Raw genomic sequence first — 12,877 nt, 5'->3', positions numbered from 1 at the left:
TTAGACCAACCCGGTTCCGTTTCTCGCGGAACCGGGAGGGTTGCATCAAAGACCGACCCAGCTCTCGAACCGGCTGCTCAACTCGTCGATCTGTGCCGTCAGCTTGGCGCCATCAAGCATGACGGCGCGGGCGAGGTGATCGGGATAAGTCGGCATGGTCTTGGCCACCTCAGCTGGGATGAAATCGAACGATTTCGGGTTCATCGGGCCATTTTGGTCGGCGATGCAGAACTTCGCGAGGCCTTCGGCATTCTGGCCGATATGGCTGATCAGCTTGAAGCCGTTTTCGGCACGCGGGCTATCCTTGGCGACGATCCAGCACGCCTGGTCGACGATCGCCTGGTCCCAGACGATCTCAATCGGCTCTTTCGAAGCCTTCTTCGCGCCGGCGGCATCGCTGTCCCAAAGGCCGGCCATGTCGACCTCGCCGTCGGTCAGGATCTGGCGGGCCTGCGGGCCTGCCGTCCACCAGACACGCACGTTGTCCTTGACCTTGTCGAGCGATGCGAAAGCGCGGTCGAGATCATAAGGGAACAGTTGATCCGGGGAAACGCCGTCGGCGAGCAACGCGATTGCGAGAACGCGGGCGGCGTGGCGCTGCAGGCTGCGGTTGCCCGGGAATTTCTCGACGTTGAAGAAGTCGGCCCAGTTCTTCAAACCATCCGGGTACTTGGTTTTGTTGAACGCGAGCTGCGTGGCAAAGCCGTGGGTCGAGAGGCCGTTCTCATAGATGGCGCCCTGCCAAAGTTTGGACGCATCGACATGGTCTCCGAGCGTTTCCAAGAGGCCGGCTGCATTCGCACGGGCGACGTCGGCCACGCCCAGTGTCGTGACGTCGAATTCAAAGACGCCGGTCGTCTTTTGCGCAGCAAGCTTGGCGAATGAGATCGGCGAGACCGTGCGGATCTCGATGCCGGTGTCGGCCGTGAACGGATCGAAGAGGAACTTCTTGACGGAAACTTCCCAGTCGCCACCCCAGGTGTTGACATAAAGTACATTGTCCGCAGCACTTGCGCGGCGCACGAGGGGTGAGGCAAGCATGGCGGCCCCAAAAAGGCCAGCACCGAGCACTGCGCGTCGCGACATCGGTATTACCGATGCTTTCTTGAACGTGTCCATTCGTTGTTCTCCTTAGTCGAACGGTCGTTGATTGCTGTTCCCCGTGGCCGCTCGCGAGTCTGGCGGCGGCCCTTCTTTCGTTGGAGTTTCGTTTCCCTAATCGGTCAGTCGGCGCGGAAGACCTCACCGTAAAGACGCAGCCAGTTGCCTCTGAGGATCTTGTTCACCTCTTCCTGATTGAAACCGACCCGAAGAAGCGCCGGCGCCACGTCCTGAAGGTTTTCCGGTTTCAGCAGCCATTCCGGCTTTGGCACGGCTCCAGGCGTGGCCGCCGAACCCGCGCCGTACTGAACGGATCGTGTCCAGCGGCCCTTTCGCATCCAGTCGTAGTCACGCTGGGTGTGGTTGTGGGAAATGTCGGTGCCGATGCCGACGTGGTCGACGCCCGCGATATCGACCGTTCGCGCCACCATCTCGCACCAGCCGTCGACCGTGGCGCAGGCGCTGGCGGGCGTGATGTTGCGGTAGGCTACGCAACCGATCACACCACCGCGGGCGGCAAGCGCCTTGATTACGCGGTCGGACTTGTTGCGCTTGTGCTCAAAGAGCGAGGCGGCGTTGGCATGAGTGATGGCCACGGGCTTTTGCGACCATTCGATCGCGTCCAGCGTCGTCTTGTCGCCGACATGCGACAGATCGACCAGTATGCCGACCCGGTTCATTTCGCGCACGACGTCCCGGCCGAACCGGGCCAGGCCGCTGTCATTTTCCTCGTAGCAGGACCCACCGAGTTCGTTCTGGTTGTTGTAGGTTAGCTGGACAACGCGCACACCAAGTTCGGCAAAGAACTCCACATAGGCGATGCGGTCTTCGAAGAGATTGGAGTTCTGATAGCCGAGCACAACAGCGAGCTTTCCTTCCTGCTCGGCGCGCTCGATATCGGCGGCGGTGCGGGCGATCAGGATGATGTCGGCGTTCTCACGCTCCATGTCGCGCCAGCGGGCAAGGGAATCGAGCGATTCCATTGTCCCCTCCCAGAAGCCGAGCGTCGGGGTGACGGCGCTGTAGCCGCCGCGTTTCAGGGCCTGGAAGGACGAGCGGTCAAAGTGGCCGCATTGCAGAGCATCGATGATCATGGTTATTCCATTCAGTGTTTGCCGGAAGCAGCGCTCTTGGGCGCGTCGGCCAGAAGCAGGGAAAAATCGGTCTCGTCTTCGTCCTGGCGGCCGATGACCTTGCCGTCGGCCTCGACGATGATCGGGCCGGCATGGCGACGCGAAAGATAGCTGTCGGGCGCGAGGGCTTCCGCCGAGCGATGGTAGAGTTCCCACCAAGTCGCTGCGTCCACGGCAACGCCATTGCGGCGGATCTTGTCGAGAAGGGCGATTTCATCGGGATCAGGCGCTTGTGTGACGGCGATAGCCGCGCGGTCGACGTCGACGGCGACTGTTGCCTTCAGGCTGAAGCGCTGCGCGAGTGCCTCGATGACTTTGAGTTCGCCGATGTCTTTGGCGTTACGCACGGTGACAACGCCGCTGCCGCCTGTCTTCATGTTTTCGACCGCGAGCTCGAGCGCGGCATCGGCGGCGAGCCAGGCATGCTGGCCGCCACAGTCGATGACGGGGTCGCCCGATACGTCGAGTGACAGGGCCTTTGGGGTGGCCTTGCTGATCGTCTCGAGCGTTGCGGTCAGACGCGAAAAGCCGCCAAGACCGAGGGCCGCAGAGTAGACGGCACAATCCCTAAGGGCCGGGACGAGGCCGCTTTCGATGCGCGTGACCTGGAGGAGACGCTCGAACACCATGCGCATCTCGCGCAGGCTCACAGTCATCGAGTTCGAAAGGTTGGACTGGCAGGTGCTCACAGGCTTGGCTCCGCAGGATAAAACCACAGCGCGTCGGCGTTTCCAGAAGCAATGTCTTCGGGAAGAGGCGCGCCATGAAACAGGACGCCGCGCAGGTTGCGGTCGAGGAAGTCGCGTGTCTTGTCGATGCCGTGAATGCCGACATTGAGAAGGCGGGTGATATGGGCTGGCGTAAACGAGCCGCTCATGATGTCGGCGTGCGGCGAATGCAGGCTGGTGCCGGCAAGCGCCTGGACGCGGGTGACGATGGCGCGGTGCTGCGGATGGGCGAACAGGAAGCGCGCCGTGCTGAGGTTGGGGTCAACCGCAGAAAGGTCGCGGTCCAGCGCCACCACGAGACGTGGCAGGTCGAGGCCGAGATTGACGACATCGTGACCGACCTCCGTTGCAAGGCCGCGACGCGGTTCTTCCGCGGTCACTGACTTGTACCAGACGTAGCGCTCGCCGGCGGGCACCTCGAGATTAAGATTGAACGCCCATGCATAGTCATTGCGAACCAGGTCGCGCAGCCGGTGGACCGGCATCTCCGGGCGCCCCGTCAATTCCTCATCGATGACCAGGCCCCCGACCAGGGCGTCGGCTTCATCGGGCACGAGTTCGATCAGCAGCGAATGAAGGGTTTCCATCGCCTCCGCGTGCACGCGGCCCTCAAGCGAGGCCGCAAGCTCTGCGAAGGGCTCTGCCTCGAAGCGGTTGCCCGCCTGCCAGCGTTGCAGAAGGTCGGCGACAGCGCGCCGGATGGTTTGCAGCTCTTCAGCAAGCACATCGGAGCGCGTGAAGTTCTCGTAGGCCGCGCGGTCCTGGCTGCGGAAAGTGATCGCCTTGTCGACGAGGGCAAGCAGCTTGGCAATCTCAGAACCTTCTGCGTCGGGAAGAACCGCCTTGGCTCGCGCAATGGCCTCTTCGCGAATAAAGAGCCAGCGTTCGATCAGCCGCGGGTGGTTGTTGACGAAGAGCATCAGGCCGAGAGCCGAGCCGTTGCCGACGCCGAGGAAACGGCGAAGATCCTTGGCCATGTCGGGTGCCTGCGGCGAGCCGAGGCGGACAAGATGCTGCAGCAGGTCCTGGGCAAAGACGCGCATCATGTAGGCGCACAGCATTTGCGCGGCGAGCGACCAGCGCAGGGGGTGATCTTTTTCAAAGGCAAGGAATGTCTTGGTTCCAAACGTGCCGTTGCCGTCGAGACCTGTGTTGCGCATGAGGTAGCAGGTCTGCGCCAGCTCAGCGACGTCCGGCTGCCTTCCTGACGCAAGCGCCTGGCGTGCACTCTCGAAGAAGCGACCGCTGCGGTTGGAACGGCACCAAATGAGCGTGCCGGCTGTGGCGCGTCCCTCATAGAGCTTGGGAAGTTCAGCGCCCGTCGTCTCGAAATCGGCCCGGCTCATATCGCCTTCGACCAGCGCGCCCATCATGTCCCAGGCCCGGCCAATGATGCGGCCGGTGCGGCCGTGGGGTGAGGGCTCAAAGGAATAGACGGGAAAGCTGAAGCGCCATCCGCCAATATCGATGCGGTATTCAGCGACACCGTTGCCCTTCTCATCGATCTCGAAGCGCTTGCACTGGATTTGCCAGCGACCGCGGATTGCCTGGCTGAGCAATGCGCGCGATGCGCTGACACGCGACGGCTGGATCGCGGCCAGGCGTTCGGGCGCCATCATTTCTCCGGCTGAACGCATTAGCCGCGCGATGCGGTGGGTGTCCGATTCCGGAGCAGGACTTCTAAGGGCAGTCATTTATTGGTCTCCTCGCATGCGTCCAGAGCTCGCCGCCGCTGCCGCGACGACGATCCCAGCGCATTTTTCAGTGTCAAAACCTTGGAACGGGCCCGAAAGGGCCAGTGCTCCAATGCACTCGCCCTGCGCATCCAGGATCGGGGCGGCCACAGCCGAGACAGTGCGCGGGCCCTCGACTTCGGAAATTGCGTATCCCTGCTGGCGAACCAGCGTCATCATCTCGTCATCGGGCAGGCTCACGCCCTGCACCCGAAGGCGCTCGATGATTTCCGGGCGTGCATGCGAAGCGAGGACGCGGCCAAATGCCGTGCGATCAAGTCTCAGATGCGCACCAACCTTGAGGTCGGCCCGAAGAACACCGCGCGATTCCACCCGGCGAACGATGACCGCATCCTTGCCATCGAGGACAGCAAGCGAAGCCGTTTCACCGCTCTGCGTCACCATTTCCTCGAGAACCCCCGCAAAGCGCGCGCCGAGGTTGGACTGCTCCAACGCCATCGCTGCGTGACTGACGACCCGCAGTGTCAGCCGGTAGCGACCGTCCTGCGTCTGCTCGATCCAGCCCGCTTCGACCAGCGTGACGAGGCGCTGGTGGGCAGCGCCTCGGGCTTCTCCGAGCTGCTTGGCGACCTCGGCCAGCCGCATCGGTTCCGCGGCGGCCGCGACACAGTCGAATGCAGCAAGTGTCTTCAGCACGGATGAAAGGGGGCGGACTGCCATTCGAAATTTCTTCCTTCTTCCTATTGTCCAACATTAGAAGACGTTGTATATTTATGTTGGACGAAATGTTGATATCTGTCAACTTGGGAATCGTGTGGCTGGGTGAAAAATATCTGCGCCCGAGCGCGCTCGCGGCTGACCAGGCGCTAGCAGTTTGAATGTGGCAACATCTTCGACGAACCCACGCAATGCACCGCTCGTTGCTGGGCCGGGCATTGGGGCTGGCTTGTCGGCGGACCACTTCTCAAAGACATCTGGACCGGTACCCACATTGGCAAGGCAAAGGCCACGCGAACCACCAGGTAAACTTCTGCGGCCGGTTGCGCCGGCTTCCGCTGGAGCGAACTCAAAACTGGCTAGGACATTGGGGCAAGGTCAATCGTCGATGATCGGTCGTGAGTGTCGGGTGCCGGCGGCATTTGGGGTGCGCCTTTTGACGCGATCACAAAAGCGGCTCCGTGATGAAAAGGGATCCACCGCAAAGTAGAAGGGATCGACGGCCCCTCAGCAGTTCTATTGAGCAGCGGCCCAGCTCGAACTGCGGACAGAAGCAAGCTCGGCGAGGGATCGGCCATAGGGACTGACGCAAAACCTTCGTCAGGGACGTCGGCCCCCTATGGATGATTAAGCCTCCGCGACGGGCGGAGGCTTAAAAGGGTCGAATTCCCATGATCATGAGCGGATCGTCGCTAACACGGCTCGAAGACGTCGCTGGTGCCGCCCCGGGCTCGTGGTTCCAGGCATATCTTCCAGGAGAACCCGATCGGATTGATGCACTTGTCGACCGCGTGCAACGCGCCGGTTTTCAGACGCTGGTCCTCACGGTCGACACAGCGACACTGGCAAATCGCGAGAACAATGTACGCGCCGGCTTTTCTACTCCCCTGCGCCCGAGCCTGCGTTTGGCGTGGCATGGCATTTCCCATCCGCGATGGACGATCGGCACCTTTCTACGCACTCTGGTGACGCAGGGCGTCCCGCATTTTGAGAACTCCTACGCAGACCGTGGAGCGCCGATCATTTCGTCGAACATCAATGCGCGAATTCGGGCGGCGGGATCACCTGAATTGGGACCACCTTGAGCGTATTCGCGCGCGTTGGCCGGGAAAACTCGTGGTCAAAGGTGTTCTGCATCCAGCCGACGCTTCGCGCGTGCATGACGTGGGCGCGGATGGGTTGATCGTGTCTAATCACGGCGGGCGTCAACTCGACGGCACCATGTCGCCCTTAAGCGCGCTTCCTGAGATCGTTGCGCGGATCGGCAACAAAACCACTGTCATGGTCGACGGCGGCTTCCGGCGGGGCACCGATATAATCAGGCACTGGCGTTGGGCGCACGCTTCGTTTTTGTCGGGCGGCCTTTCCTCTACGCGGCGGTTGTCGCCGGCAGTCCAGCTATCCGTAAAGCTATCGATATCCTAAAATCGGAAATCCATCAGGACATGGCGCTCCTCGGAGTCGTGGCGATAGATGACATCGATGGCTGTTTTGTCGTTTGCCGTGAGCGCCTCGCGTGACGGTTAACGCGTGATTGCAGTAAGCGCTGTAGGTGGCGGTCGGGGTCTTGCCCAACGCAGCCAATGCCCCAGCTGGAGTTAATTGACGAAACGAGGGCTTATATTAGTGAGCAACGTCACCACCTCGTCTTCGATCGCCTGGCATTTGTCGGTGTATTCAGCCTTCAGCGGTTCATCAGACATGGCATGCTCGCTCAACTCATTGCGAGTGACTACAGCTAGGCCGTAGGCTTCGATCAGAGTGCTCAATGCCAGAAATCGCAATTCTGAGAGCTGTTTGCGGTGTCGTGGCAGCCGTATCATGAGGCGTGCTCGGCCGATTTTCTCGAAGTCCAATGGCTGTCGCCTCTCAGATCCAGGATCCGTCATTGTCCTCCACAAAATTGCCGATAGCAACGTCAATCCAAGCACGTGGACCAATCAGCGGGGACCGGTTCGACCGTTTTTCAGTGCTGCACCAATAGCACAGCGCAAAAAATAAGCAGGTGTCGGCGGTTCAACCCGCTTCAAGGCGAAAGATTTAGTGCTGGGCTCTTCCGGCGAAAGCAGCCCGCGCCGAGCGCGATACCCGAAAGCTCAGGCAGGGGCAGATTGGGGTGGCACGTGAAGGGTCACTTGGTTGCGTCCATTTTTCTTGGCTGCGTACAAGGCTTCGTCCGCTTGCCCTTGCAGGGCTTCAAATGAGCCCACCTCATGGCCGTCTTTCAGGACCGCCAGTCCAATGCTGACCGTGACATAGGCGCCGACGGTCGATCTGGGGTTCGGCAAGGACGCAGCCTCGACGCGCCGTCGAATACGTTCGGCCACCGACACGCTATCCTCCTCATTGGCGTCCTGCAGGAGGACCAGGAATTCTTCGCCGCCATAACGCGCGACCTGATCGCGTTCGTCGCGCATGCTGCTCTGGATGATGCCTGCGACCTTGACCAGACACCGGTCGCCTTCCGAGTGCCCGAGGCTGTCGTTGAGCTGCTTGAAGTGGTCGATATCGCACATGAGTATCGCCGCACCTTTAGTCTGCGCGACGCCGCTGCTCCACACACGATTGAGCGTTTCCACCATCCAGCGCCGATTTGCGATGCCGGTGAGGGGGTCGGTTCGTGCAAGTAGCTCGAGCCGCGAATTTGCGTCCGTTAAATCGGCAAGGCGAGACCGATCGCGCAGTTCAAGCAGGAAAGTCTTGTGCGCCAGGATGCCTGCCGTCCGGCGCGCGACGACGGTCGCAATCACGCCGCTTGCGAAAAAGAGGGCGCCCGCCAGCGCATTCTCGGCGGCGATATCCGGGTTTTGGACTTGAAAGACGAGATAGAGGCCTAGCGCGAAGGCGGCGATCGCCATCGACCACTCGAGCGGAACCGGGAATATGATGATCGCGGTCACGGCGACAAAGAGCATGATCGTCAGATGTCGTTCGTAGTATTCACCGCCCGTTGTGACGCCGACCAGTGCGACTGAAAGCAGAATGAAGAATATGCCAAGGTGGAGCGCTAAGGCCTCCATCTTTAGCCCGCGCGGCTTCATGAAAACGATCGCCGTAACGATGGCTGCAGGTGGCAGGATCGATGCTGGAAGAAGCATCTTCATGACGGCTTCAGACGGCAGCAAGGCCGCGTTTACAGCCAGTGTCAGAACATCGAGAATGACCACCCAAACCATCCAGGCGCGAATGATCTTCGACGTTTGTGGCCACGACCGCATCCGGAAGAGGCGGGAAAGCTCCGCGTTCAGACGGATGTCGCGCGTTCGTCCGGCAAGCAGGCGGTCGATTTCGTTGACAACCGTGGGCGCCAATCGCTGAGGGCCTGTTTGTGTTGAAACACCGCTTGCTGGTGAAACGCCTGATGCTCGATGCGTGTCCATGATTTGGCAATGTAGGGGCGGTCGTGTCGATGGCAAGAACGAGCTGTCGGCCTGCGCGCGACCTTACCGATCTGGCTTAACGACCTGTGTCGATGCGCTCATCCCGCATGGCGGTGTCTCAGATCGGCGCACGTCGGTCGACTTGAGTTCTATCGGCCTGCATGGATTGGGCAGCTATCTCCCAGGCATTGGGAGGATAGGCGCGTTTCAATCCGATCGCACACAATAACGCCTGTGCTTTCAGCGACCCGTCCAAGCTGCTCAATAATCTGATTTATTTGCTGTCCCGGTAGCCGGCGGAACATCGTGAGATGCGCCCCCAGGAAGTTTCGCTCTGGTGGAAAATGTGTTCGTCTCAAGAGGTCGAACGGCGCCAGATCGCCTTCCCAACTTCGGGTTGTCAGTATGAGAGGGTGACGCGTCTTCAACGATGGGTCTGAAGTCTTCGCAAAAGGTTTAGAGTTCGCGACCGGCGTGCCATCCCGGCGACGAAGCTTGCTTGCGTCCCACGATGACTGTTGCGCACTTTAGTGCCCTTGTGGAGAGGGGTTTTCGGCCTACGTTTTAAATGATCGATGGAGGCTGACATGCGCTTTTCATCCCGCTTTGCGTTTGCCGTAACTGTCGCATAGCAAGATAATTCTTGACTGTCCTGCGAAGGTTATCTTGCCGGCCGCGGAAAGTGTGGCGAAAACGTGTCCGCGCTGCGGACCATTGCCGGCACCCGGGTAGGACTGACGAGCGAACTTTCCGAATTGACGACGCTCTATGTCGATGAGCATCAGCGCATGAGGCGAGCTTTCGGCGGCGAAACTCGCGGGTCCCCCGACGGGGTGGACTCCTGTTCGGACATTAGACGAGCGTGGGAAGGTCGGCTTGCCACACCCAGGTAAATATGACAATTAGCGTCAACTTACAATCTGAGGTGACGGTGTCAGCAACAGTGCATTTCCCTGACCGTCAAGGCATCTGACACCTGAAGAGGAAGAGCTGATCGAAAAATGGGCTTCTGGCATTCAATGTCCTGGAGAACAGAAGGCATCCGGGTCACGGCACCAGTCCAATGGCGCCAGTATGATGGGATGGTCAGCGTTCTCTGGGAGGCGGAAAGCCAGGTCGGTGCCAGCGGCTATTACCTCGCGGACGATCCGCGTATCATGTTCTTCTTCAACGACGTCTCGCCGAACGTTCGCATCTCGAATCTGGACAACGATCTGACGAGGAATTCGCGCCCCATGGCGCGCGCCGTATATGTTCCGGCCGGTATCCCCTTGTGGACGGGCAGCCGGAGGGCGCACAGCTTCTCCCACCTCAACCTGCATCTCCATAAGGATCGGGTGTTGCGCTATTTGGCTCCATCGGTCGGGAGTTCTGTAGCGCAGTCGGCGTTGCGCCGCCCGGTCGAGCTTCAAAACGTGGCTGCGATCGACGCTCTGGCGAAACTGCTGGCCGACGAGATCAGGACCCCCTCCAAGCATGAAGTCTATGCCGAAAGCCTGATAGGAAGCATCGTCGCCGGGCTTCTGGATATTCCGGCCAATCGTGAGGAAAGGGCCGACGGCAGGCTGACGCAGGCGCAGATGAACCGGCTCGTCTCGCATGTCGATGCGCTTGGTGACTATCGCATGTCGGTCGCCGATATGGCTGCCGTCGTCGGTCTATCGGAAAGCTGGTTTGCAAATGTCTTCAAGCAAACAACCGGTACCACTCCATGGCAGTGGCAGCTTTCAAAGCGTATCGAGTTATCGAAGCAACTGCTCGGTGAAAGTGATCTTCCGGTCGCCAGCATCGCCGCCCAGCTCGGCTTTTCCGATCAGGCACATCTGACGAAAGTCTTCCGCCAGATCGTTGGCGAAACGCCGGCGGCTTGGCGGCGGATGCGGCAATTCCGGCAATCGTGAGGATCCCGCCCGGCATATCGCGGGCGGGATGACCCATGTCTACCAAGTCTGGCGCAGCGTCGCGAGTATGCTGCGTCCCGGATTGTAGTACACCGCACCGGTGTCCTTGCTCGCCACGTGTTTCTCGTCGAACACATTGTTGACGTTCAGCTGGAATGTCGTGTTTTCCTGGACCTTGTAGGTGAAGGCCGCGTCGAACACGACTGCGCTGTCCGATGACGTCGTGTTGGTGATGTTGGTGTAGTAGGCGTCCGTAAAGCGAGCCCCGAGCCCGAACATCATGTCGCCGCGCGCACCTTCGCCTTCCAGCGTGTAGGTACCCCACACCGAAGCGATGTTTTTGGGAACGCGCATCAGCCGGTTGCCGTCATTGGCGCCGCCGGGTTCTTCGATCTTGGAATCGATGTAGCTATAGGCGGCAATCACGCTGATGTTGTCTGTCACCTCCGCCTTGGCTTCGAGTTCGAAACCGCGATGTCGGACCTTGTCGACCGTTTGCGGCAGATAGGTGACCTGGTCGAAGACGGTGATGTTTCCCTTCGTCAGATCGTAGACGGATGCGGTGAACAAGGCCGGAAATGCGTCCGGGCGATACTTGATGCCAACCTCATACTGTTTTCCCGTTGTCGGATCGCTGCCCACAGCGGGCGGTGCCGCCGACTCGGCGTAGCTGATATAGGGGGCTAGCTCCTCGGTGATCTTGTAGCTCGCACCAACGCGCGTTGTGAATTCGCTATGGTTGCCACTCCGTGTGGTTCCTGCAAGCAGGTTTGTCTCGCTGAGATCTAGCCAATCGTTGCGCAAGCCGACGCTGACCGTCAGCTTGTCGAAGAAGGTCAAGTCCTGCTGAAGATAGATGGCGTTGGTCTGCTGGTCGTTGTTGGTCTTGGCATAGGGGGACATCGCGCCAGGTCCACCTGAATAAACAGGGTTTTCCCAATCGATCGACGGTGCGGGCGTATAGAAATTGGCGCTGTCCGCAGAGTACTTGTTGTAGTCGGCGCCGAATAGAGTGCGGCTCTCGACATTGTCGAAACCTGCCTCGTACATGAGGTGTGCGTCGATGACGAATTGTTCGGTCGATTTGTCGTTTCCGAACAAATAGCGGCCGGCCACGGTCGACCCGTTCGTCGGTGTGCTGCCGATATAGGCGCTGCCGAACCCGTCGTTCAGGTTGCTGTAGCGCGCATTCGAGCTGAAACTGAGGCCATTGCCGAAATCGTGGTCGAAGAGGACACTATAGGTGTTGCGGTTCGTTTCGGTGAAATAATAGTCCGGCTCGCCGAAAAACATGTCCCTGTCGAAATCGGTACCGAGCGGATGGCCGCCGCTGCCGGGCACGCCATCCTTGTCGAGATGATCGAAGACAAATGTCAGGCTGTGGCGTCGGTGGGGCGCCAGGTCAGGCCACCCATGATGAAGTTCTCGTCATCCTGCGAATAGTCGTACTCAGCATCCGAGCGCTGGAACTTGCCGGTCAGGCGATAGGACAGTGTGTCGTCCGCGGTGAGGTTGTCACCGAAATCGAAACCCAGTTCCTTATGCGCGAACGAGCCGCCCGTGCCGTAGACCTCACCGAAACGATCGCTCTTCGGTGTCTTCGTGACATAGTTGACCGATCCGCCCGGCTCCGCCGCTCCGAAGCTCGAGGAACTCGCGCCTTTCAACACCTCGATGCGTTCGAACGCGTAGGGTTCTTCCCGAACCCCGGCAAAAGTTCTGCCGATGGCCAGGCCGTCGCGATAAGTGTACGGCGTGAAACCGCGAATGTCGAAATAGTCGAAGCGGTCGTCAGAACCATAAAAGTCGGTCACCACGCCGGCCGTATACTGCACGACCTGCTCGACCGTGTCCGCGCCGCGCTCTTCAATTTCCTTTGAGGTAATGACGGAAACCGAGGCGGGCGCGACAAGGATATCGGTCGGCATCTTGCCGACGCCGGTGGTTTCCGTGGCGACGATCGATTTCGAATCGCCATCGGTGTTCAGCACGCTGCCGCCCCTCGTTACTTCGGCGACAATCTTCTCCAGCGTCGTTGCACCGCCTTGCGTGTCTGCCTCCTGTGCAAACGACAGGGCAGGCGCCAAGGCAAAGAGTGTCGTGCAACCAAGGAGAAGCGCGTTGCGGTAGCGGATCGGCGCCTGCTTCGGGCTGCGGCTTATCTGAATATCCATGTCCATTTTCCAATTTACCTAAACGCGGAAGCGATTGGCCCCATGAATG

8 protein-coding genes and 2 pseudogenes are annotated in these 12,877 nt (G+C 60.0%); 2 read left to right on the top strand and 8 right to left on the bottom strand.

Annotated elements, in window-relative coordinates:
* Nucleotides 1-45: 45 nt before the first annotated feature.
* The 5 genes from ASD01_RS04360 to ASD01_RS04340 all read right to left on the bottom strand — a co-directional run bounded on the left by ASD01_RS04360 (nt 46) and on the right by ASD01_RS04340 (nt 5,376).
* A complete protein-coding gene (locus ASD01_RS04360) occupies nt 46-1,119 on the bottom strand; it encodes an extracellular solute-binding protein (RefSeq protein ID WP_029742656.1) in 1,074 nt (357 codons plus the stop codon).
* A 104-nt stretch (nt 1,120-1,223) separates the two neighbouring features.
* On the bottom strand, nt 1,224-2,195 hold the full coding sequence (locus ASD01_RS04355; protein ID WP_034802078.1) for a membrane dipeptidase: 972 nt from the start codon (nt 2,193-2,195) through the stop codon (nt 1,224-1,226).
* 11 nt (nt 2,196-2,206) lie between these two features.
* Nucleotides 2,207-2,923 carry a hypothetical protein gene (locus tag ASD01_RS04350; protein WP_034802081.1) on the bottom strand — a complete coding sequence of 239 codons (717 nt, stop codon included), beginning with the start codon at nt 2,921-2,923 and terminating at the stop codon, nt 2,207-2,209.
* Complete coding sequence (locus ASD01_RS04345; protein WP_060610091.1) at nt 2,920-4,656, bottom strand: hypothetical protein; 1,737 nt, start codon at nt 4,654-4,656, stop codon at nt 2,920-2,922. The genes ASD01_RS04350 and ASD01_RS04345 overlap by 4 nt, the downstream gene beginning before the upstream one ends.
* Entirely contained in the window at nt 4,657-5,376 is a 720-nt protein-coding gene (locus ASD01_RS04340) for an IclR family transcriptional regulator (protein WP_029742651.1), read from the bottom strand.
* Nucleotides 5,377-6,038: 662 nt separating this feature from the next.
* On the opposite strand from ASD01_RS04340, the pseudogene ASD01_RS04335 reads away from it, so the two are divergent.
* Nucleotides 6,039-6,893, top strand: a pseudogene (locus ASD01_RS04335) (alpha-hydroxy acid oxidase); the annotation flags it as partial.
* A gap of 78 nt (nt 6,894-6,971) precedes the next feature.
* Here the strand turns inward: ASD01_RS04335 and ASD01_RS04330 are convergent.
* Together ASD01_RS04330 and ASD01_RS04325 are read right to left on the bottom strand one after the other, a co-directional pair.
* Complete coding sequence (locus ASD01_RS04330) at nt 6,972-7,229, bottom strand: hypothetical protein (RefSeq protein ID WP_127890887.1); 258 nt, start codon at nt 7,227-7,229, stop codon at nt 6,972-6,974.
* Nucleotides 7,230-7,469: 240 nt separating this feature from the next.
* Nucleotides 7,470-8,753 carry a GGDEF domain-containing protein gene (locus ASD01_RS04325; protein ID WP_082572850.1) on the bottom strand — a complete coding sequence of 428 codons (1,284 nt, stop codon included), beginning with the start codon at nt 8,751-8,753 and terminating at the stop codon, nt 7,470-7,472.
* Between the two features lie 1,001 nt (nt 8,754-9,754).
* On the opposite strand from ASD01_RS04325, the gene ASD01_RS04320 reads away from it, so the two are divergent.
* Nucleotides 9,755-10,654, top strand: a complete 900-nt coding sequence (locus ASD01_RS04320) for a helix-turn-helix domain-containing protein (protein ID WP_060529281.1) — start codon at nt 9,755-9,757, stop codon at nt 10,652-10,654.
* 39 nt (nt 10,655-10,693) lie between these two features.
* Here the strand turns inward: ASD01_RS04320 and ASD01_RS04315 are convergent.
* Nucleotides 10,694-12,834: pseudogene (locus tag ASD01_RS04315) on the bottom strand (TonB-dependent siderophore receptor).
* Between the last annotated feature and the right edge of the window lie 43 nt (nt 12,835-12,877).

Source organism: Ensifer sp. Root423 (assembly GCF_001426275.1).
GTDB classification, from domain to species: domain Bacteria; phylum Pseudomonadota; class Alphaproteobacteria; order Rhizobiales; family Rhizobiaceae; genus Ensifer; species Ensifer adhaerens.
Note: the sequence above shows the minus strand (reverse complement) of the source record. Positions and strands in the feature narration are given on the sequence as shown.